The sequence below is a fragment of the Neisseria sp. HMSC03D10 genome, from assembly GCF_001807625.1.
Taxonomy (GTDB): Bacteria; Pseudomonadota; Gammaproteobacteria; order Burkholderiales; family Neisseriaceae; genus Neisseria; species Neisseria mucosa.
Map to the genome: position 1 here is coordinate 5,600 of NZ_KV789551.1, position 22,528 is coordinate 28,127.

Genomic DNA, 22,528 nt, shown 5'->3' on the forward strand with positions numbered 1-22,528 from the left:
CTTGTCCTGATTTAAAGTTAATCCACTATATCAATCCCCTGCGGCGGCGTCACGTTTCAGGCTTTCTGAATTTCTGTTTTTACTTTTTGATTTAAGAAAATCGGCTCACAAGGAGGCACAATGAAGCCAGTAAACATCGGTCTTTTAGGTTTAGGTACGGTCGGCGGCGGTACGGCTGCCGTGTTGCAGGACAATGCGGCGGAAATCAGCCGCCGTTTGGGACGCGAAGTGCGCATCAGTGCCGTATGCGACTTGAGCGAAGAAAAAGCCCGCCAAACCTGTCCGTCCGCAGCCTTCGTCAAAGACCCGTTCGAACTGGTCGCGCGTGAAGACGTCGATGTCGTCGTCGAATTGTTCGGCGGTACCGGCATCGCCAAAGACGCTGTGTTGAAAGCCATTGAAAACGGCAAACATATCGTTACCGCCAACAAAAAACTGCTCGCCGAATACGGCAACGAAATCTTCCCGCTGGCGGAAGAAAAAAACGTCATGGTGCAATTTGAAGCGGCAGTAGCAGGCGGCATCCCGATTATCAAAGCCCTGCGCGAAGGCCTCGCCGCCAACCGCATCCGCAGCATCGCCGGCATCATCAACGGCACCAGCAACTTCATCCTCTCCGAAATGCGCGAAAAAGGCAGCGCGTTTGCCGACGTATTGAAAGAAGCGCAGGCATTAGGCTACGCCGAAGCCGATCCAACCTTCGACATCGAAGGCAACGACGCAGGCCACAAAATTACTATCATGAGCGCGCTGGCATTCGGCACGCCGATGAACTTCCCCGCCTGCTACCTCGAAGGCATCAGCAAACTCGACAGCCGCGACATCAAATACGCCGAAGAACTCGGCTACCGCATCAAACTTCTGGGCATTACCCGCAAAACCGACAAAGGCATCGAATTGCGCGTCCATCCGACCCTGATTCCCGAAAGCCACCTCTTGGCAAACGTCAACGGCGTGATGAACGCCGTGCGCGTCAACGCCGATATGGTTGGCGAAACCTTATATTACGGCGCGGGCGCGGGCGCATTGCCGACTGCTTCCGCCGTCGTCGCCGACATCATCGACATCGCCCGCCTGATTGAAGCCGATACCGGCCACCGCGTACCGCATCTGGCGTTCCAGCCCACCCAAGTCCAAGCGCAAACCATCCTGCCTATGGACGAAATCACCAGCAGCTACTACCTGCGCGTCCAAGCCAAAGACGAACCGGGCACGCTGGGGCAAATCGCCGCGCTTTTGGCAAAAGAAAACGTGTCCATCGAAGCCTTAATCCAAAAAGGCGTGATCGACCAAACCACCGCCGAAATCGTGATTCTGACCCACAGCACGGTCGAGAAAAACATCAAGCGCGCCATTGCCGCCATCGAAGCATTAAGCTGCGTGGAAAAACCGATCACCATGATCCGCATGGAAAGCCTGCATGACTGAGCCGAAAAACGAAATGTCCGCCGAAGAGCAAGCCGCAGCGCGTAAAAAAGCGAAAGCCAAAATCCGCACCATCCGCATTTGGGCGTGGGTCATTTTGGCATTGCTCTCCGCGACTGCCCTGCTCTCGCAATGCGCCATGTCCAAACCGCAGGCTAAGCAGAACATCTTTGAATCTTGCGTGAAAAACATCCCCTTTGCCGAAAAATGGCAAAACGATTTGAAAGCAAGAGGCTTGGATTCAAACAACAGCAAACTCGCCGCCGATTACTGCACCTGTATGTGGGACAAGCCTTTGGACAAACTTTCCGAAGAGCAAATCCGTTCATTGGGCAAACTCAGCTCGCAAGAGCAGCTCAACCTGCTCGGCGGCGCGCAAGCGTTTGAAGATCGCGACAGGCAGTGTGTGGCAGGTTTGAAGGCGGAATAATCCGGTTTTGACATGGCAAAAAGGTTGTCTGAAAAAACTCCGTTTGGTGTTTTCAGACGACCTTTTCTCATATAGGCGGACATCACTCTACCGCTTCACGGTATAATCCGCCCCATATCACTTCACAACAAGGAACACACAAGATGGATTGGAAAGGACGCGAACAGAGTCAAAACGTAGAAGACCGACGCGGCAACGGCGGCGGCGGCGGTAGAACGCCCGGCATCCTCGGCATCATCGTCGTTTTGATCGGCGCTTATTACGGCGTCGATTTGAGCGGCTTGGTCGGCACGCCTTCCATGGGTACGGGTTCAACCCAAACCTCCCAACTCAAACCTCAGGAAGAAGCCGAGCTGAACGAACTCGCCCGCGTCGTCCTCGCCGATACGGAAAAAGCTTGGGGCAGCTATTTCAAACAAATCGGACGGACCTACACCCCGACCACGCTGGTGTTATACAACGGCGGTACATCCACCGCCTGCGGCATGGGCCAATCGGCAATGGGGCCGTTTTACTGCCCGGGCGACAAAAAAGTCTATCTCGACTTAGATTTTTATAGGGATATGCAGACCAAACTCAATTCCGCCAGCGATGCCGCGTTTGCCTACGTTATCGCACACGAAGTCGGGCACCACGTCCAAAACCTGCTCGGTATCCTGCCCAAAGTCCACAGAATGCAGCAGCAGGTCGGCAAAAAAGAAGCCAATGCCCTTTCCGTCAAACTCGAATTGCAGGCAGACTGCTACGCGGGCATTTGGGGGCATTACGCCGTCAACAATAATATCTTCAAACCCGAAGACATCACTAAAGCCATGCTGGCTGCCGAATCCGTCGGCGACGACCGCCTGCAGAAAGAGGGACAGGGCTATGTTGTTCCCGACAGCTTTACACACGGCTCGTCCGAACAGCGCATGGCATGGCTCAAACGCGGTTTGGAAAGTGGCGACATCAATCAATGCAACACTTTCGGCAATTGATTGAAACCGCAGTGAATGGTTATTTGATATAACCCCCAAAGGTCGTCTGAAAGCCTTCAGACGACCTTTGCCTATGTTAGAATAAGCCCGTTTTCCATTCACAATCACAAAGGAAACCATCATGGCAAACATTGCCCGCGACATCTTCAAAGCCTACGACATCCGAGGCATTGTCGGCAAAACCCTGACCAACGAAGCCGCCTACCTTATCGGCAAAGCCATCGCCACCCGAGCCGCCGAAAAAGGCATTACCCGCATCGCACTCGGACGCGACGGACGCTTGAGCGGTCCCGAACTGATGGAACACATCCAGCGCGGCTTTACCGACAGCGGCATCGACGTCCTCAATGTCGGCATGGTCGCTACCCCCATGCTTTATTTCGCCGCCATCAACGAATGCGGCGGCAGCGGCGTGATGATTACCGGCAGCCACAACCCGCCCGATTACAACGGCTTCAAAATGATGCTCGGCGGCGACACGCTCGCAGGCGAAGCCATTCAAGAACTTTTAGCCATTGTTGAAAAAGACGGTTTTGTTGCCGCCGACAAACAAGGCAGCGTAACCGAAAAAGACATCTCCGGCGAATACCACAACAATATCGTCGGCCACGTCAAACTCAAACGCCCCATGAAAATCGCCATCGACGCGGGCAACGGCGTAGGCGGCGCATTCGCGGGCAAACTCTACAAAGGTTTGGGCAACGAAGTGACCGAACTTTTCTGCGAAGTGGACGGCAATTTCCCCAACCACCATCCCGACCCTTCCAAACCCAAAAACCTGCAAGATTTGATTGCCGCGCTGAAAAACAGCGACGCCGAAATCGGCTTGGCTTTTGACGGCGATGCCGACCGCTTGGGCGTCGTCACCAAAGACGGCAACATCATCTATCCCGACCGCCAGCTCATGCTGTTCGCCCAAGACGTTTTGAGCCGCAACCCCGGCGCGAAAGTCATCTTCGACGTCAAATCCACCCGCCTGCTGGCTCCGTGGATTAAAGAACACGGCGGCGAAGCCGTCATGGAAAAAACCGGCCACAGCTTCATCAAGTCCACCATGAAAAAAACCGGCGCGCTGGTTGCCGGCGAAATGAGCGGACACATCTTCTTCAAAGAACGCTGGTTCGGCTTCGACGACGGCATGTACGCCGGCGCGCGCCTCTTGGAAATCCTGTCTGCCTTCGACAATCCGTCCGAAGTGTTGAACAGCCTGCCGCAAAGCATTTCCACGCCCGAACTCAACATCGACCTGCCCGAAGGCAGCAACGGCCATCAGGTTATCGACGAACTCGCCGCCAAAGCCAAATTCGAAGGCGCGACCGAAATCATCACCATCGACGGCCTGCGCGTAGAATTCCCCGACGGCTTCGGTCTGATGCGCGCCTCCAATACCACGCCGATTTTGGTGCTGCGTTTCGAGGCAGATTCCGACGAAGCCATCGGGCGGATTCAAAATCAGTTTAAAGCCGTCATCGAAAGCAATCCCGCGCTGAAATGGCCGCTGTAAACGGTTAACGCTTTAAAGCTCGAAAGGTCGTCTGAAAACCGATATTACAGGTTTTCAGACGACCTTTTCTATCTGATCATACAAAATTCAGCTTTAGTTCACTCCCCTTCAAATGCCCGCTGCCTTTGCAAAAATATTCTGCACAATTCGGATCATCGGTTATTTTGCAGGATTGGACAGAATATTTTTTGCCTTATCCAAACCGTCGGCGGCGATACGCAATAAAACCACTAATTTCATTTAAAAAATTTCTTATCCATTCATATTTTGCCAATCTGAAAGATGATAGCCAGATCGTCTGAAACCCAACCCCATCACCATTTCTCTCCCCCTCTCCCAATCCGGAATATAACGAAATCGCATTAAATTAAAACCAAGCATTCTTTCCGTTTTTCAGACGACCTGTTTACAGTATCGCCACTGTTTTCAGAAAAATCACCATTCAACCAAACAATTAAAGCCGCGCAGGCAAACGTTCTGCCTCAAGCAGCCGTCCGCACAAAGGAACCGACATGACCCCAGCCAACCCGCTTCCCATCGAACTTTCCGCACAACTCGCCGCCCTCTCGCCTACACAGCTCGCTTGGCTTTCCGGCTACTGCTGGGCGCAAAGTCAAGGGGCGGCGGGCAGTTTGGGTGTTTCCGCTGCTGCTGCCGTTGCCGCCACCGCGCGACGCGTGTTGGTCTTATCCGCCTCGCAAACGGGCAATGCGCGCGGCGTGGCCGAATCCCTGCACGCCAAACTCAAAACCGCCGGCGTAGAAGCCGTATTGAGCAGCGCGGGGGACTTCAAAAGCAAAACCCTACCCGATGAAGACATCGTGTTATTGGTAACATCCACGCAAGGCGAGGGCGAGCCGCCCGAAGAAGCCCTGCCGCTGTATAAATTCGTCTTCGGCAAAAAAGCCCCCAATTTGGGCAAACTCACTTTTGCCGTTTTAGGTTTGGGCGATTCTTCCTATCCCAATTTCTGCCAAGCGGGCAAAGACTTTGACGCCAAATTCGCCGAACTGGGCGCACGTCGTCTGAACGACTTGGGCATCTGCGATTTAGAGTTCCAAAGTGCCGCCGACGCGTGGATAGAAGCCGTCGTCCCCCTAGTTGCCGAGCTTGCCGTGCAAACCGCCGCAGCATCCGTTGCAACACCTGCCGCCCTTCAAACCGCAGGTACTGTCTATACCAAAGACAAACCCTATACCGCCACCCTGTCCGTCCGCCAAAAAATCACGTCCCGCTCCGCCGAAAAAGACGTGGAGCACATCGAAATCGACCTGTCTGGTTCCGGACTGCACTATCAGGCAGGCGACGCATTGGGCGTACTCCCGCTCAACGCTCCCGCTTTGGTTCAAGAAATCCTTGATTTGCACCAATTAAGCGGCGAAGAAAAAATCCGCCTTTCAGACGACCTCGAAACCGACATCCGCACCGCCCTGACCGAGTCCGCCGACATCACGCAAAACACACCGGCACTCGTGCAGCAATACGCCGAATTGTCCGGTAGCGAAGAACTCAAAACCACAGCCGCCGACAAAACCCGATTGGACGCCTACCTCGCCGCTACCCCGCCCGTCGGCATCTTCGCCGCCCACCCCCATCCGCTGGACGCGCAAACCTTGTTCCAACTGTTCCGCCCCCAAACCCCGCGCCTTTACTCCATCGCCTCCGCGCAAGACGAAGTCGGCGAAGAAGTTCACCTGACCGTCGGCGTCGTCCGCTTCGAACACCACGGCAACACCTACACCGGCGCAGCCTCAGGCTATCTGGGCGAACGCCTTGAAGAAGGCGGCGAAGTACGCGTCTTCGTCGAACCCAACCCCAATTTCCGCCTGCCCGCCAACGGCGACACCCCCGTCATCATGATAGGCGCAGGCACAGGCATCGCCCCCTTCCGCGCCTTCATGCAACAACGCGCCGCCAACGGCGACAACGGCAAAAACTGGCTCATCTTCGGCAATCAACGCCTCGCCGACGACTTCCTCTACCAGCTTGAATGGAGCGATTACCGCAAAGACGGCATACTCACCCGTGCCGACTTGGCATGGAGCAGGCAAGGCGAACACAAAGTCTATGTCCAACACAAAATCGCCGAACACGCCGCCGAAGTCTGGAACTGGCTGCAACAAGGCGCACACCTCTACGTCTGCGGCGACGCCATCCGCATGGCACGCGACGTAGAAACCTCCCTGCTCAACGTCATCGAAACCCAAGGCAAACTCAGCCGCGACGATGCCGAAGACTATCTCAACGAAATGCGCGAAGACAAACGCTACCAACGCGACGTTTATTGATACCGCCCCAAACGAAAGGTCGTCTGAAAAGCCAAAATCCGGTTTTCAGACGACCTTTTACCAAATCTTATTCGACGGTTTCAGGTAGCGTCCGTCATCAAACGTATTAATCCACTGCGGCCTTAACGCAATAAAAATAGCGGCGGTAATACCGCTTAAAAACGCCTCCGCCCATGCAATGAGGAAAAACACGGGAAATGCCATACTCCACAATGCCGTTTCAGGAAAAGCCCGCACCCTGTCCAATATGCCGACCAAAACACCCCCGGTCAGCAGCATACCCGCTGCGGATGCTAAAAAACCATTGACAAAAATGAAGATAAAAATATTGGCGGGAAGCCGGTTGACCCAGGCGCGCGACAGCAAATTGACCGCCAGCGCAGGCAGAAACAACGCAAGCGCATTGACCGGATAAGCCTGCCAATCTGAGCCAAATATCCAAACATAGGGCAAATACAGCAACGCACAGACCCAAAATGCCAGCGGGACACCGAGCATCAAGGCAATCAGGTTGACCGCCAAAAGATGGTAACTCATCCCCGCAAGCTGCCCGCCGTCAGGGGTGGCATTCAAGCTCCAGACCGACGCCAAAATAATCCCTGCCAATGCGGCTGCCGAACCATGTTTTCGAAAATCACGATAAGCCTTCGGCGCGGATAATGCCAACAATAAAACCAACACGCACCACGCAGCGGCCAAAATCAAACCCGAAAACCATCCCGTTTGGAAAAGCATATATCCTCAATGTTTAAAAAGCGTTTCAGACGACCTGATTATAGTGGATTCGCACAACCGAAAGGAAACAAAGCCTTGTCGGTTTTGTTTCATCCTGAAAAGCGTTAGAATAACGGACTTTGCTTTTTTGACTCGGGAAAATTTCAATATGTTGTGGAGCGTGCTGATTATTATTTTATTGCTTGCCATCGGCATCGTGTTTTTACTGCACAAAAAACAAGAACAAGATTGGGAACGCGAGCTGGTCCGTCTGAAACGCGGCAGGGATTTTGACGAAAATCCGGACGCAGCGTACGAACTTACGGAAGAAGCAAAAACCGCAGGCAACAAAACCATCGCCCGCCTGCGTCTTTTGGCTGCGCAACACGACTACAAGAAACGTATGCAAACGCTTTCAGACGACTCCTCTTTCTCTCCAAGCTCGCTGGCGGAGGCTATGGGCGCATTCCAAGTTTCCCCTTCCGTACAAGAAGATGCGGCAGATTCATCGCCCGCATACGAAACGTCGTCTGAAACCGATTTCGAGCCGGAATACCTCCACGAGCCTGAATTTCCCCAAACACCCGACATCCCCCCCAAAAAAGTCCGTCCAAATGCCCACAAACCTGAGCAATATCCGGAAATCGTACCGTTCGAAACGTCCGATACGCCGGAATATACGCCCGGCTTGGTAACAGGCGGTGCCTTCGAAGAGATTACTTTGGAAGAAGCCACCCGCTCGCTGACTGAAGCTGCCGTCCAAGAATGGGAAGAGCATCAAACCGCCAAACAAAACCCCGTTGCCATCACTACTGAAAGCGAACCGGAAATCCGTTTGGTACGGACATCGGTTACACCGATGAAAGGTTTGGAAGTCATTGATTTCAACGACCCTGTCTTACGCCGTACGCGCGAACGCGTCAAATCTTATGTGGATAGCATCCATCTGGAAAAAGCCGGCCGTCCCCATATCGAAACGGCACAAACCGCTTTGCGTACTGCCGAACGTGAATCCATCCCCTCTACGGCCAACTATTACGGTCAAAAAGACGAAATCAACGTCATCGACATCCAAAACAATCTCGCCATGCGCCGTGCCGCTCGCGACAAACTTGCCGCAGCCGTTGCCCCTGTGCGCGGATACCAGCCTCAAATTATTGAAGATGAAGATATTTTTGCCAATCTGAAACTGCCTGCAAACCGCCGCCGCACACTCAAGCACTCCGAAGCTGCCGCAGAAAAAATAACCCGTCGTCAACTGTCTAAACAAGAAGCAGAAAGTGTTGAACAATCAACGGCGAAACCCACCTCATCCTTTACAGCAAGAAGCCAAGCTCCTGTTCTCAGCCGAAAAGCGGCGGTTCCCGCCAAACTGTCCCGCGCCGTTCGTGAAAACACTTTTATTTCCCGGCCGCCCGCTCCTGACGCAACCGTCATCGAACCGCCTCCCGTACCACCCGTACCGGCACCTGCGGTCGATATTCCGAAACCGCCCAAATTCGATTTACCCGAAAACAAAATCGACATTCCCGAACCACCCGTGTTCCGTAATCATCCGTCCGTTTCCGTATTTGAGTCGGAAGTTAACGCACACATCAGCAACAATCCGGAAATCTCTATACATGATTACCTGATTCGCGAATCGGCAAGCGACACAATTAAGGACGTTGATTCCGAAACAGACAACGATACCGCGGATGTATTCGGACGCGACCTGCCACACGAGCAAACGTCGTCTGAAAACATTGAAACCAATGAAACACCGTGGTTTGACGGCGACGATGATTGGGACGCGGCTTCAGACGACCTCACCGCCCCGCAGACGAACAGCATCCATCTGCCGACTACCGCCCTGCTCCTCCCGCCCCAATTCGACCTGGCCGCCACGCAGACCGAAGAAGAATTGTTAAACAACAGCATCACCATCGAAGAGAAACTGGCAGAATTTAAGGTCAAAGTCAAAGTCGTGGATTCCTATTCCGGTCCGGTGATTACGCGTTACGAAATCGAACCTGATGTCGGCGTGCGCGGCAATTCGGTTATAAACCTTGAAAAAGACCTTGCCCGTTCGCTCGGTGTTGCCTCTATCCGCGTCGTCGAAACCATACCCGGCAAAACCTGCATGGGCTTGGAGCTGCCGAACCCGAAACGCCAAATGATACGCCTGAGCGAAATCTTCAATTCGCCCGCGTTTGCCGAATCCAAATCCAAGCTGACGCTCGCGCTCGGTCAGGACATTACCGGTCAGCCCGTCGTTACCGACTTGGGCAAAGCACCGCATTTGTTGGTTGCCGGCACAACCGGTTCGGGTAAATCGGTCGGCGTTAATGCCATGATTTTATCTATGCTCTTCAAAGCAACGCCTGAAGACGTGCGCATGATTATGATTGACCCGAAAATGCTGGAATTGAGCATTTACGAAGGCATTCCGCACCTGCTCGCGCCTGTCGTTACCGATATGAAGCTGGCGGCCAATGCGCTCAACTGGTGCGTCAACGAAATGGAAAAACGCTATCGTCTGATGAGCCATGTAGGCGTTCGCAACCTTGCTGGCTTCAATCAAAAAATCATGGAAGCTGCCACACAAGGCATGAAAATTGCCAACCCGTTCAGCCTGACGCCTGACGATCCTGAACCTTTGGAAAAACTGCCGTTTATCGTAGTCGTGGTTGACGAGTTCGCCGATTTGATGATGACCGCAGGCAAGAAAATCGAAGAACTGATTGCCCGCCTTGCCCAAAAAGCCCGCGCAGCAGGCATCCATTTGATTCTTGCCACACAACGCCCCAGCGTCGATGTCATCACAGGTCTGATTAAAGCCAACATCCCGACACGCATCGCCTTCCAAGTATCCAGCAAAATCGACAGCCGTACGATTCTCGACCAAATGGGCGCGGAAAACCTGCTCGGACAAGGCGATATGCTGTTCCTGCCGCCTGGTACAGGTTATCCGCAACGCGTCCACGGCGCATTCGCTTCAGACGACGAAGTACACCGCGTAGTCGAATATTTGAAACAATTCGGCGAACCCGATTACATCGACGATATTCTGATGAGCGGCACAACCGACGATCTGCCGGGTATCAGCCGCAGCAGCGACAGCGAAGTTGATCCGATGTATGACGATGCCGTCTCTGTCGTTCTGAAAACGCGCAAAGCCAGCATTTCCGGCATTCAGCGTCAATTACGCATCGGCTACAACCGCGCCGCCCGCCTGATTGACCAAATGGAAGCAGACGGCATCGTTTCGCCTGCCGAAACCAACGGCAACCGTACCGTTTTGGCGCAAAGCAGCGAACATTTGGACTAAAGCCACACCAGAGCAGGGAAAAAGCCGATTGCCGTTGCAGTTTCCCCTGATTTTGGTACAATACCGCCATTCATTCTTACACAGACAAGCCGCCGAGATTTAGGCGGCTTGTATTTTTATTTTCATTTTTTGCGGATTATATTTACCGCATATTTACCAAGCAAAAGCAGCCCAAACGCTTTTGCGGAGAAGACAAACCATGCAAAAAATTCCATTGACCGTACGCGGCGCAGAATTGCTCAAACAAGAATTGCAACGCCTCAAAAGCGTCGCCCGCCCCGAAATCATCGAAGCCATCGCCGAAGCCCGTTCGCACGGCGACTTGTCCGAAAACGCAGAATACGAAGCTGCCAAAGAAAAACAAGGCTTTATCGAAGGACGAATTTCCGAGTTGGAACACAAATTGTCCATGGCGCACATCATCAATCCCGCTGAAATCCACGCAGAAGGCAAAATCGTCTTCGGCACGACCGTAACGCTGGAAGATTTGGAAACCGAAGAACACGTTACCTATCAAATCGTCGGCGAAGACGAAGCAGACATCAAAGAAGGCAAAATCTACGTCGGCTCCCCCATTGCCCGAGCCCTAATCGGCAAAGAGGAAGGCGATGTCGCTGAAGTACAAGCCCCTGGTGGTGTACGCGAATACGACATTATTTCGGTTCAATATATCTGATTGCCCTGAATATTATTAATATAAAAGGTCGTCTGAAAATTGAACTGGCCCCCAAATCTTGGACACTCATAAAAGCCTATTCAGGCGCTCTGTGCAAGCTGGGTTCTGTATGCGACAGGACTCAGCTTTTTCAACTTCAAACTGCAACGCTCCCGGTTGTAGTAATCCATATAGTCATCTATCTGCTTCATCAATTCGTCCACCGTCAATTTTCCTGCGTTATAGAAACACTCCGTCTTCAACACCGCAAAGAAGTGTAAGCCGCCGCCGACTTTTGCACTTTGTTGCAGTAACTTTTGCACTCTAGGCTCTGCGAAAGTTTCGCCAGCTTTTGCACTATATCGGATGATGAGAAATAAGAAAAGCGACGCTACCGTCGCTTTTTATTTTACCAATTACATACGACCAATTCTCCACTGGTTTTACCAGTTTTATTTCTTCCGACCGTATAAGCCAATTCAAGTTGAGTGATACGGAAATCTTTAAACAATTCCCTAATATCAGGGTGGTCATTAATTGATAACATGACCTTACCTTTACTCTCTGCCATCACCTTGGCCAGTAATTCATACTGCTCCCAGCCAAATGATTGGTCATAGCCTGCGGTCTGCCAATATGGTGGGTCTGCATAGAAGAAGGTGTGCTCACGGTCATATCGTTTGAAGCAACGATCCCACGATTCATTCTCGATATAAACACCTTTTAAACGGTCTTTAGCAGCCTTTAATTTAACCTCAATCTGCGACGCGTCCCAAGCTTTTGAGGTGGTGGCCGTACCAAAATGTTGATGGACGGTCTTGCCGCCGAAGGCGTTGTGTTGAAGGTAGAAGAACCGGGCAGCTCGTTGAATATCGGTCATGCAATCAGGCGGCGTGCTTTGCAGGCGGGCAAAGACCTCTCGGCTTGTCAGTGTCCACTCAAACTGGCGGACGAACTCGTCGAAATGGTGTTGTACCACGCGGTACAGGTTGATGAGCTGTCCGTTGATGTCGTTGAGTACCTCTACTTTAGCAGGCGTTGGGCGCAGAAAGAACAACGCCGCGCCGCCGGCAAACAGCTCGACATAACAAGAATGCTCGGGGAACATGGGCAACAGGTGTTTTGCCAATCGTCGTTTGCCGCCCATCCAAGGGATAATCGGTAGAGTTTGTTGTGTTTTTTGCATCATATATATACTCCTAATTTGCGGCATTCGGGACGCTCGGAACAGAATTAATATGATGCTCAACGGCATTCTTCGATTTTATAATCAACTGAAAGAATTAATATTTTTGCAGCGTGTGCATTTTATTTGCACGAAACCGCTGCCTTTTGCCAGTAATTTGCCGCAGAATTTGCAGCGCAACTCCCGATAAATTTGCATTTGCACTCACTCCCATATCACGGATAGAATGCCCCGGTCTCTAGAGACTAAGGCGGCCTTAGAAGTCAATGCAGCCGCGAACTGCTTGGCTGGCGTAGCGGTGTTGCCGCACCGCTACGTCGCCGTCCCACTTGATTTTTTCAATCTCCCTTTTAAAGGTCGTCTGAAATCAGACGACCTTTAAATTTTAAGAATTTACAGATATTTCAGCTCTTTAGCCTTGGCGATAATCTTACCGGCAATGATAGTTTCTACTGCCGGCAAGAAATGCGCTCCTCCATCATACGACAGAGATAACGGCATGATACCGTCTTTTTGAGCCTGTTTGTCAGCCTCATTTGGCGTGATTCCAGTATCCGTCCAAATCTGCTCTGACAGCATATAAGCTTCAATGTCATATACGTTTGCGCCGTATGTTGTGCGTATCCAATTGTTTAGCTCATCTTTAAGCTGATGGCGGTAAGGATGTTCTTCTTTAGACCAGCCCGGTTTGTTATCAGCCCAAATAGGCAAGATAATATATCGAGGTGTATCTTTTGGCTGTACAAGGGCGATACATTTTTGAATGTACCCTTTAACACGCTCTAACGCTGCCTGCCAATTGCTCCAGTTAGCGCCGTTAACATCGTTTTTGCCAGTGGCAAGGACGCAGATGCCATCAGTACCACCATTGTTTTTTAGCTTGACTGGGTATTGCTGTCCAACAACAATGCTGTGAGCCTGTTCGTCACGTGGGTAGACTTTGACATTTGCAGTTTGTCCCACGACAGATGCTTCGATGTTGTCTCCAATGATTACAATGGTCGAATGCAAACTAAATGGTGTCACACCTTCGCCGTAAACCAGTTCGGCATCGATGAAAACATTCCGCCCCTTCGCAGGAATCGTGTCAACGCTGAATTTAATTTCAACCGGGCTGCCGTTCATCGACATAAGCGCATAGGATGCCAAGCTGCCGCCTGCGGCATTGTTGATAACTGGCAAATCATCCGCTTTAGCGAGATTAATAGCTTGGTCGCCAAGTCTCGCATTTGTCGAGTCGCCGAAGAAATTAAGACTGCGCACCAACGGTTTCACCGGTGCGGGCGGTTGAGTGGGTTGTGGTGGCTCAGGCTGTGCGGGCGGTCGCGCAGGTTTTGGACTTACTGCCGGAGACTGCCCCTGCGCCGTCGGCACACCGAAGTAACGGATGCCGCAACGGTCGCCTTGCTGCAAAATCTCATCAAGATTCTTAGGTTTGGCACAATATTTAAGGTCAATAATGCAGTTATGCGGCTGCACAAGAACGTAACCGTCTTGCTCATCGGTCAACGCCACCAGTTTTGCACCGCGCAGCGAAAAATCAACCCAACTGCCAGCCTTGGTACCTTCCGCTGCTTTTACTTTGACTCGGGTCAGTTGCGTTGCCTCATACTTCAAAATATCGCTCGTATTAATCCCAAGCGTTTCCGTTCTCATGCCAACTCCTTATAAAATAATCATAATTTTACGAACTCACGCGACAGGTGCAGGCGGCGAGCCTGCACTCAACACTACACGCCCAACTCCAAAACAGCAGCGTCGGGGGCTTGGCTGATGATGCGGTTGGTGCGAATGTCGTAGAAAACACGTTGATTCAAAGCAGCCTGACCGCTCAAAACGATATTCCCGCCGCTTTGCGTTTGCGCCGCCCATGAGCCGCCGCCCAAATCGCCCGTTATTTTGGCGATGCCGCGCTGCTCGCGGTTGAGCAGTGCCGTCAGGTTTTGATACAGATTGGTCATTTTTACCCCCAACAAATAGATAAAAGGTCGTCTGAACATGGCTTTCAGACGACCTTTAAAGCATTTTTAAAGCGGCTTTAATCGTCCAAATAGCGGTCGATGCTTACATTTTGAGTAACGACAGGCGCGTCGTTTTCGATTTTGATCTCGACCGATACGCCAACAACCACGCCCTGCCAGTTGCCTGACGGCTCGCTGATTTGCCAAATCTCGCCCAAATTAGCCATCGGAATCGCGTATTTGTCTGACACAGGCAAAGACACGGTCTCGCGCTTGTGGACGCCCGTCGCGCTCAAGGCGGCAACACCTGCGGCCAGCAAAACAGGTTGGTCGGTATAAAGCGCGTGGGTCAACGCGGAGGCGCGCGGCTCGCGGTTGCTGCCGTTGCGGTACACGTCCGCGCCTTTGCCCTTATTATGGCTCGGCCAAACATAAATCCCGTTCGCCCGCTCGGACACATTACGCTGCCCGCTGATGCTGTAAATCACACTGGCAGGCACGGTAACGTCTGCTGCCGCCTGCGCCACCTCCCAAGCTGCCGTCCGCCACTTAGGCTTAAATCTTAGGACAGGCTTGGCGCGGTCGCTCTCAATAAACCCGCCCGCCGCTTGCGCCAGCTCTTGCAATACCGCCATCGGCGTCTTGTCCGTCAATGCGTACACGTCGGCAGGAATCAGCCAATCCGCCATCGTCCATCCGTCCAATCCCACGCCAGTCGGCCTCAAGACCTCCGTGGCGATTTGTTGCGCGTAGATAGGGTTGCGGTATGTGCCGCTGCCTTTTGGGGCGTAGTCAGCGCCCAAGCGGGCGGTAACGCTCCTGCCCGTTACCGTATAGCTTTTTTGCCCGAAGCGGCGGTTGTCGCTGTAATCCTCGGCAAGGATGACAAAAGTGTCCGCATTGATTTGCACCTTGATTTGCGCTTCCTCGCCCTTTGCGTGTGCGTCGGGGTTGATTTTGGCGAAATCCTCGGGCGAAACGGTCAGGCTGCCTTGCCAGCAGTAGCCGCCCGTATCGGCGGTAAACGAGGCGGAAAACAACTCAATCGGCTGCCCGTCCGCCGTGGCTTTGACGGTATTTTTCATGATGTATCCGTTTAAAACAGGGGTTTTTGCCGTATCGAAACAGGCGAACGGCAGCGGAATATGGCGCGGGTCGTGCGCAATTTTCCTACGGTAAAACCGCAGAGCAAGGCGGTTTGACGGCGGGCGGATACCGCAGACGTAGGTTTCGGGGACGGGTTCCGGCTCGACCGGAATCTCATAGTATTCGCAAGGTACGGTAACGGCAGGCAGGGATTCAGGGCTGAAACAACACACCAAATCCGCTGCCTCAAGGATGTCCGATTGCAGGCAGCCAACCAATAAAGCGTCGTCTGAAAACGTACTGTCCGCGTGGGCTTCCAATAACTCGCCCGCCTGAGCAGCCTGCGTGTCGCCGCCACAGCCCGTCAAAAACAGGCTGCCTGTCGTACTCAAACCGGAGCAGCCGTCCAGCCCGTCCATCGCGCTTTGAACTCCGTCCGCGCACGCAGTAACCGCAAACGACGGCTCGGACTGCGCTTTCAGACGACCTTCAAGCGCGGTCACTCCCTCAAAGGTCGTCTGAAAACAATGGGCAACATCAACAGCCTCAACCGATACGCCCGCCATTCCGATCGCCGCGCTACCGCCCGCAAAACCACCGGACAAACAAGCCGACCCCGTCCCCGCCTCATGTAAAACAAACCCCCACTCACCCGATACAGCGGCATAGCCTGCCGGCGGCGCGTAAGGTTCGGGCGGTTTGGGCTTAGGCGGCTCAATCGGCGCGACCGCATCGCCAGCTGTAATATGGCGCAGCGGTCGGGTAAACGGGATTGCCAGCCGGTTTGACGGCTTACGCTCCGAAATCAACGCCCCGAAAGGCAGCGGAATCCGCGCGGAATCGGCATAGGTTTTGGATTTATCGTCAGACATTTCAGACGACCTTATCCGCCGTCAGTATCGACGTAGGGCTTGATGAAATCATAGGAGACAGGCTCGTATTGCTTTTTATAATCCGTCGCCACCATCAGATACTCCTCGTCCTCCTTCAGGCGGTCGAAGCGGTAGCTGCCGTCGTCTTTGCTCCAAGTATCGGCAATGCACTCCATATTGGAGCGGGCGAACAGGTAGATGCGCCTTGAGGCAGGTTGCCCGCCAACGGTAACAATACCCTCCGCCTCTCCGGCGATATAACCGCGCCCGCCGTATTTGACATGAGGAGAGCGGATGGAACGGCTTTTGACGGCATGGTTTTCGATTTTTGAGCGACGCACGCCGAATTTAGTTACAGTGCGGCTTTTAAAAATCAAATCAGCCATTTAGATTTCCCATTCTTTCAGATTTACCAAAAAACCTCGGGCATTAAACCCTCTGAAATACATCCATTTCCCTTCGGCACCATCTAAATTATTATAAATCTTACCAAACTCCACCTCATTACTTTGGGGCATGAGTTCCATCGTAATCCACAAGCCGGAAAGCAATCCTCTCAGCTTACCATCACTATTTTTACGCTCTGAAAGATATATATCGTCGGCGCAAAACCCCATGGTTACCGGGTTTGGATAATTTACCACCTGTGTGCCAACGGATTTGAACAAATAATCAGCCGATATTGCCTCATCGCCCTTATAGTCGCGGACGATGAGGTTATAAACAGGGTTTGTTCCGCTGTTCAAATATCTATTGGATCCGACAAAAGACAAAATACAGTTATTGCTATCAGCAGCAGCCAAACTCGGAAAATCTCCAAAGTACAAATGCGGGCAAATGGTCGAATAATATTCATTCAGAATCACCAATAAAAATGTACGCTCATGCCCAACCACAACCCACTTTATCTGACTATCCCGATCAAGACCACTGTAATTGGCGTAAGCAAACTTTATATTTCCAGATTCCTGATCGACTTCAATTTCGCCTTTTTTAGCAGATACGGGATTTTTCAGCGCGACAACGTTGCATCCCCCATAATCTGCTTTACCATGCACACCCAATGCCCATTTTGTTGACTTATCATGTTTACTCCTAAAGCAGGCGTCGTTGCCGTTTTCAAATAGCATTTCCCAGCCCAGCGGCTCTTTGCGGTTTTCATTTTCGCCATAGCCCGTTACCAGACAAGCTTTTAAAATGGTCTTAATATCCCCTTCTGCAGGCAACACCTTCGGCGCACCTTCATCATCCCAACGATAAACCTTGACCGGCACCTTTTCAGTATTAAACATTTCAGACGACCTTTGCTTTAAAAATAAAGCCTTATTAAAGCAAAAGCCCCGAAAATCGGGGCGTGGCATGGTTGCAGTCGGATACTTGTATCAGCGGCAATATTCTCGCCATATGGTGTCTGAAAATTCGTGCGAATAATCTTTGTCGAAATAGGTTTGCGTCATTATTTTGCCGTCTTTGTCATTGTATGAATTGACTTGTACAAACCGCCGCCAGTTGGCTTTATCCCAAAGTACCTCTCCACACAAAATACTTTCTCCGTCCTTATAACGCGCCTCGACACTTCGCAGCACACTCTCGGAAAAGTATGTTTTGGCGTTTGAAATCATGACAGCTTTACTTACCCGTCTAACTTCCACCTGCTGCTCCGCCTGGTTGACATTGACCGTTACATTCTCCCGTGCAGGTTCTGGCTGAACGTCTTTTTTTGTCTGTACCTCCATTTTTTCGGGCTGCGGTGCAGCAATCGGTCTATCTTGTTTCGATTCTCGAAGTTGTTGTAACTTTTCTCGCTGTAATGCAATCTTTTCGCGCTCCAGTTCGATTTCTTCTTTACTTTTCCCGCAGCCCGCCAAGCCGCTTGCCACAATCGCAGTTAACGTAGCTATTAATATAATTTTTTTCATTCTTATTACTCCGTTTAAAAAAATATCAACAGCATTTTAAATTAAACGGCATTAAAAATAAACAAGCGGTATAAAAGGTCGTCTGAAACCATGATTCCAAGTTTCAGACGACCTTTTGCTTATCCGCCTCCTATTCCGCCACTGTATTCCCACGCAGGCAGGCGGTAAAGCCGTCGCGCCCTTCCTGCCTGTCGGGCGAGGGCTGGACGCTGCGTAAAATCCACACGGGAAGCGGCGTGCCGTAGGTATTGAAACGGATGCAGTTTTGAGCAGACCAGCCGCCACCGAACGCTGTCGATTTAATCGTGAAGTACGGCTTGCCCGTAGCAGGATTGGCGGGGGCGAGGTCGGTCAGGGTATCGCTTTTTGCCACCAAACCGAGCTGCTCGCCGTATAGCTCGAATTGGTTGGCAGTGGTGAATTTAATCAGCCAACGCTCGGTAATCGCGCCGTTGCTGGCGAGTTTGATCGGGTAGTCTTTGACATTGGCCTTTGCCAGAATCGGATCGCCGCGGCGCGAATCCGCCCAAACGCCGTCCCATGCCTGTTGCGAGAAAGGCTCGGTCGCGCGTACCAGCAAATCGCCGCCGATCAGGGCGGATGAAACGTAAGTCCCTGCTTTGGGGTAGGTGCGCGAAATGGCAAATTGCAGTTTCAGACGACCCGAAATATCGACGCCCGTAATGCGGTTTTCTTCTTCCCACGCGCAAACGGCGGTCAGCGGCATGGTGTATTGAGACAAGTCCAACGGCTCGGCAAAAGTAATACTGCCAGCCTTTAAGTCTGCCGTGTATTTTTCGGCAAGGACGTGTTTGCCCTTGCTGTCGACCAAGCAGAGGCGGTCGAGGTTTTGTCGGTTGAGCGTGATTTTCTGGGCGGCGGTAAACGCGCTGCCCAAATCCTGCTTGAGACGGTTGGAAATCACAATCATGTCGCCCTTGCGGAACACAGGGACGCGCCCGTCGGCAGGCAGGCGCACGGCATCGATGCCGATAATCGACGAATCCAAGGGCAGGTTGTCTTGGGTTACGGCGTTGTATCGCAAATCCTCGGGATAAAAACCTTCGGTGCGGTTGATTTCATAGAACCCTGTTTCGTAGTCTATTTTCCCCGTGATGCCGCCTTCGATATTTCCTTCCGCATTGCTGCGTCCGACGATGTCGCCGTTGTTGGCATAAACGGTAAAGCTTTCGGGCTTGACCGGAGCGGCGGGCGTGCGCCCTGCATAAGAGAAAATCTTAACCTGCGGCAAGCGGACAACCCCGCCCGTTACCTTGAGGCTTTGAAATTTGACGGCAGGGTCGTTGATAGACACTTCGCCGGCGGCGGACAATGTGCCGATATTTTCGCCGCTGCCTTTAGCCGCATCCCAGTTTTTATAAAGCGTGCCGCCGTATTCGACGATTTCGGTCGTGCCGTCTGAAAAAGACCACGAATTAAAGACGCAGGTGCTGCCTTGGTCAAAGTCAATCAAGACATTAAATGTCAGCCCGCCTGCCAGACGCCCGCTTCGGGGCTTGGCGTGGGACGAGTCGGCGGACAAAAATTCCGCATTCCAATCGCTGAAGGACATATCGACGGTTTTCTTGGCGGTCGCGTCTTTTTCCTGAGCGCGCCATGCGGCACCCAAGGTCGAATAGGACTTGGTCGCCCAAGCCAACGCCTCCACCCGCAACGCGGATTTAGGCACAATCAGCTTGTCGCCGTCCCAGCGGATACCCTGCACAGTGTTTTTACCCGCTTTCCAGCCGCCTTTGACTGCGAGCAGACTGATACGCGCCGTACCTGATTTAATTTCTTTTCCGGCAGAAATCGCCATTTTTATCTCCTATCTAACCGCTGCGCCATACCAATTCGGCACCGTGTACTCTGTCTCTTCAGAAACTTGTCCCTTGACATCCAATCTGAAGACCGACTGATTAGGCGTAGCATCCTTGAATACCAGCTCCCAATGCGCTCCCTTATCCTCCGCCGTCATGCCGTAGCCTGCGCCGCCGACCACGCTTGCGCTGATTCGGCGCGTCTCTTCGCAGGTGTACTCGACTGTATTGCTGTTGATGTAGCGTTCGGTTGAAATCACGCCGTTGAGGTAATCCACCGACCCCTGCATATCACCCGTCAGACTGCCGTTGCCGTCGTCGCGGGCGGTTTTCGTACCGCCATCCTGCCAAGTCAACACCAACGTACCCGGCTTGATGGGATGACCCAAGCCATAGGTGCATTTGCTTTCGGCAGGTTTTGGCGTCGCTGCCGTCCCGGTCTTGCCGCCGTCGGACGAGGCAAACCCCGAAATCCCGCCCCATTGGAACACAAGGCGGCTGCCGACATCGGGCAGGACGGGCAGATTAAGCACGACAGAGCCGGTAGTTGACGACACCGTGCCTACCGCCTTGCCTGCTTCATCGCGCAACACGCCGTCGCCCGAATCGGCGAGCAGATACCAAACGCCCAACGCCATAAACGACACTTTCAGGCTACCCGCAGCGGGGGCGGGGGTCAGCAGCGGCGCAAACGCCGTGCCTTGGTTGGTCTCTTTGATTTCAACGGCAAAGGCAAACCGGGCCGCCGACGATTTGGCGGCGGGGATGGCGGAAACGGTATAAGTCCCGTTTGGGATGCCGCTCAGACGGCCTTTTTCATAATCCGCTTGGATGATGTTGTCACCGGAGATAAGCTGCCCCTGCGCGTTGTCTTTGTAATTGCCGATTTTGATGCTGCCCGGCAGGAGCGAATGGGGCATCGTCAGCGTACCGCCCGATACATACCCGCTAAACACCTGTTTTTCAGGCGCGGCAGCCACCCACATATCACCCGCGACGGGATATTGGTCGGCATACGGCGTCTCCACCGTCGAAGTGGGAACCAGCTTTTCGTAGATACTGGCAACCGTCAGCGATGCGTCGCCCGCCTTAAGGTCGTCTGAAACGGGTTTGACGCCGTAATAGCTTGCTGAATCGGCGACCTGCGTCTCCAAAATCTTGACCTTGTTGCCTGCATACCCTTCGACCGGGTAATCGACACCATCAAAATCGCGTGTCAGTGGGTTGGTGGTTTCCATTTTGACGACACGGCGGCGGATTTCTTTGGTCTGCCCGCTCGGCAGGGGAATTTCAAACGTCCGCATTTCGTGCGTCAGATTGGCGATGCGGAAATATTCGGTAATCCGCTCGGTCTTGGCATTGGTTTTGTCTTCGTGTTGCAGACAGTACCGCTCGCCCACTTTAGGCAGCGGGGCTTCTTCGCGCTGATATGCCTGCACAAGGCGCACGCCCGCCAAATGCCGCCCCATCAGCGTCATGCGGCTTTCCACTGTCGGTACGGAATAAGCCTCGATACGCGGCATAATGTCTGCGCGGCTCTCGCCGTAGTTGCGCGCCTTAAACGCCAAGAAAGACACGTTTTCAGAGGTCGGCGGCTCGGTAATGACAAAATGCCCGCCATAGAGCGGCTCGGAGTCGTTGCGCAGGACGGCAGGGTAGAGCAAACGGGCGTCCAAACTGCCCATCGTGCGGTCAACGTCCGAAACAGGCGGAAAAATCTCGTTATCCTCGCCCGTCAGCGGCTGCCCGACCATCAGACCTCCGCCGTCAGGCGTATCGGTCATGCGCTGGCTGGGGTAAATCTGCAAATCCTGTTGCGTCAGGCGCGTTGTTTTTTCCATTTTGAAACCTTTTTAAATCCTATTTAAACCTGCTTTCAGACGACCTTAAAACGTCATCAGGCAGAGCTTGGCGGTGTATCGTTCGCTGTCTGCCTCGGGCGTTGAATAACGCACCGGCTCGACGCTGCCCAAAGCCGCGTCATGCGTTCGCCAAACAACATTAAATTCGCGTCCGTCGTAATGCGTCAGCGTCATTTCCAATTCGGGGACGTCCGTCCAATCGCGTAAAGTGCGCAAAGACCCCAAGTCCAGCCATACCCAATCGCCCGACAACGTAATCGGGCGGCCGTTTGCCTTGATGCCCTGCTGGATCACCAATCCGCCCGACAAGGTGCGTTGCGGCGCGGCCTGCGCCACCTTATTCCACGAAAATTCATCTTCCCAGCGCATATCCTGCGGCAGGCGGACGGTTGCGCCGGTGTCTTTGCGCTTCAAAATCCAATCAGCCATTTCAGACGACCTTTGCCTAAATATAAAACCCCATTAAAGCAAAATCCCCGAAAATCGGGGCTTGGCATGGTTGCAGTCGGGTTTGTATTT

At 52.8% G+C, this 22,528-nt stretch carries 21 protein-coding genes; 8 read left to right on the forward strand and 13 right to left on the reverse strand.

The genetic code is table 11. The annotated features are described in order from the left end of the window. The first annotated feature begins 120 nt into the window (after positions 1 to 120). The 5 genes from HMPREF3066_RS07045 (at position 121) to HMPREF3066_RS07065 (ending at position 6,624) form a co-directional block, all read left to right on the forward strand. Complete coding sequence (locus HMPREF3066_RS07045) at positions 121 to 1,428, forward strand: homoserine dehydrogenase (RefSeq protein ID WP_070441527.1); 1,308 nt, start codon at positions 121 to 123, stop codon at positions 1,426 to 1,428. Next, entirely contained in the window at positions 1,421 to 1,855 is a 435-nt protein-coding gene (locus HMPREF3066_RS07050; RefSeq protein ID WP_070441530.1) for a hypothetical protein, read from the forward strand. The genes HMPREF3066_RS07045 and HMPREF3066_RS07050 overlap by 8 nt, the downstream gene beginning before the upstream one ends. 143 nt (positions 1,856 to 1,998) lie before the next feature. Continuing rightward, complete coding sequence (ypfJ, locus tag HMPREF3066_RS07055; protein ID WP_070441533.1) at positions 1,999 to 2,832, forward strand: KPN_02809 family neutral zinc metallopeptidase; 834 nt, start codon at positions 1,999 to 2,001, stop codon at positions 2,830 to 2,832. Between the two features lie 121 nt (positions 2,833 to 2,953). Next, positions 2,954 to 4,336, forward strand: coding sequence for a phosphomannomutase/phosphoglucomutase (locus HMPREF3066_RS07060; protein WP_070441536.1), 1,383 nt, complete (start codon positions 2,954 to 2,956; stop codon positions 4,334 to 4,336). A gap of 512 nt (positions 4,337 to 4,848) precedes the next feature. Next, on the forward strand, positions 4,849 to 6,624 hold the full coding sequence (locus HMPREF3066_RS07065; protein ID WP_070441539.1) for an assimilatory sulfite reductase (NADPH) flavoprotein subunit: 1,776 nt from the start codon (positions 4,849 to 4,851) through the stop codon (positions 6,622 to 6,624). A 57-nt stretch (positions 6,625 to 6,681) separates the two neighbouring features. Here the strand turns inward: HMPREF3066_RS07065 and HMPREF3066_RS07070 are convergent, their stop codons facing one another. After that, entirely contained in the window at positions 6,682 to 7,359 is a 678-nt protein-coding gene (locus HMPREF3066_RS07070) for an energy-coupling factor ABC transporter permease (protein ID WP_070441542.1), read from the reverse strand. A gap of 148 nt (positions 7,360 to 7,507) precedes the next feature. Between HMPREF3066_RS07070 and HMPREF3066_RS07075 the strand changes: the two genes are divergently transcribed. After that, on the forward strand, positions 7,508 to 10,648 hold the full coding sequence (locus HMPREF3066_RS07075; protein ID WP_070441544.1) for a DNA translocase FtsK: 3,141 nt from the start codon (positions 7,508 to 7,510) through the stop codon (positions 10,646 to 10,648). A gap of 199 nt (positions 10,649 to 10,847) precedes the next feature. Then, a complete protein-coding gene (gene greA / locus HMPREF3066_RS07080; protein ID WP_003742680.1) occupies positions 10,848 to 11,324 on the forward strand; it encodes a transcription elongation factor GreA in 477 nt (158 codons plus the stop codon). An 80-nt stretch (positions 11,325 to 11,404) separates the two neighbouring features. Here greA and HMPREF3066_RS07085 read toward each other — a convergent pair whose 3' ends face one another. The 3 genes from HMPREF3066_RS07085 to HMPREF3066_RS12335 form a co-directional block, all read right to left on the reverse strand. Continuing rightward, positions 11,405 to 11,626, reverse strand: coding sequence for an IS3 family transposase (locus HMPREF3066_RS07085; RefSeq protein ID WP_083286420.1), 222 nt, complete (start codon positions 11,624 to 11,626; stop codon positions 11,405 to 11,407). 86 nt (positions 11,627 to 11,712) lie between these two features. Then, positions 11,713 to 12,492 (reverse strand): DNA adenine methylase, encoded by a 780-nt coding sequence (locus HMPREF3066_RS07090; protein ID WP_083286421.1) that lies wholly within the window; start codon positions 12,490 to 12,492, stop codon positions 11,713 to 11,715. A gap of 81 nt (positions 12,493 to 12,573) precedes the next feature. Further along, on the reverse strand, positions 12,574 to 12,687 hold the full coding sequence (locus HMPREF3066_RS12335) for a Com family DNA-binding transcriptional regulator (RefSeq protein WP_081452104.1): 114 nt from the start codon (positions 12,685 to 12,687) through the stop codon (positions 12,574 to 12,576). 28 nt (positions 12,688 to 12,715) lie between these two features. Between HMPREF3066_RS12335 and HMPREF3066_RS13140 the strand changes: the two genes are divergently transcribed. Further along, positions 12,716 to 12,871, forward strand: coding sequence for a hypothetical protein (locus HMPREF3066_RS13140; RefSeq protein ID WP_168160660.1), 156 nt, complete (start codon positions 12,716 to 12,718; stop codon positions 12,869 to 12,871). Between the two features lie 11 nt (positions 12,872 to 12,882). Here the strand turns inward: HMPREF3066_RS13140 and HMPREF3066_RS13340 are convergent, their stop codons facing one another. From HMPREF3066_RS13340 to HMPREF3066_RS07135, 9 genes are all read right to left on the reverse strand, one after another. Next, a complete protein-coding gene (locus HMPREF3066_RS13340; protein WP_070441547.1) occupies positions 12,883 to 14,145 on the reverse strand; it encodes a hypothetical protein in 1,263 nt (420 codons plus the stop codon). A 74-nt stretch (positions 14,146 to 14,219) separates the two neighbouring features. Beyond that, positions 14,220 to 14,450: a hypothetical protein gene (locus HMPREF3066_RS07100; RefSeq protein WP_070441689.1), complete on the reverse strand. Its 231-nt coding sequence runs from the start codon at positions 14,448 to 14,450 to the stop codon at positions 14,220 to 14,222. A 77-nt stretch (positions 14,451 to 14,527) separates the two neighbouring features. Then, complete coding sequence (locus HMPREF3066_RS07105; RefSeq protein WP_070441550.1) at positions 14,528 to 16,408, reverse strand: hypothetical protein; 1,881 nt, start codon at positions 16,406 to 16,408, stop codon at positions 14,528 to 14,530. 11 nt (positions 16,409 to 16,419) lie between these two features. Next, positions 16,420 to 16,794 carry a hypothetical protein gene (locus tag HMPREF3066_RS07110; protein ID WP_070441553.1) on the reverse strand — a complete coding sequence of 125 codons (375 nt, stop codon included), beginning with the start codon at positions 16,792 to 16,794 and terminating at the stop codon, positions 16,420 to 16,422. Continuing rightward, entirely contained in the window at positions 16,795 to 17,700 is a 906-nt protein-coding gene (locus tag HMPREF3066_RS07115; protein ID WP_070441556.1) for a hypothetical protein, read from the reverse strand. 90 nt (positions 17,701 to 17,790) lie between these two features. Then, on the reverse strand, positions 17,791 to 18,327 hold the full coding sequence (locus HMPREF3066_RS07120) for a hypothetical protein (protein ID WP_016687362.1): 537 nt from the start codon (positions 18,325 to 18,327) through the stop codon (positions 17,791 to 17,793). Positions 18,328 to 18,457: 130 nt separating this feature from the next. Next, on the reverse strand, positions 18,458 to 20,146 hold the full coding sequence (locus HMPREF3066_RS07125; protein ID WP_070441559.1) for a hypothetical protein: 1,689 nt from the start codon (positions 20,144 to 20,146) through the stop codon (positions 18,458 to 18,460). A gap of 9 nt (positions 20,147 to 20,155) precedes the next feature. After that, a complete protein-coding gene (locus HMPREF3066_RS07130) occupies positions 20,156 to 21,988 on the reverse strand; it encodes a hypothetical protein (RefSeq protein ID WP_070441562.1) in 1,833 nt (610 codons plus the stop codon). 45 nt (positions 21,989 to 22,033) lie between these two features. After that, complete coding sequence (locus HMPREF3066_RS07135; RefSeq protein WP_070441565.1) at positions 22,034 to 22,438, reverse strand: hypothetical protein; 405 nt, start codon at positions 22,436 to 22,438, stop codon at positions 22,034 to 22,036. Between the last annotated feature and the right edge of the window lie 90 nt (positions 22,439 to 22,528).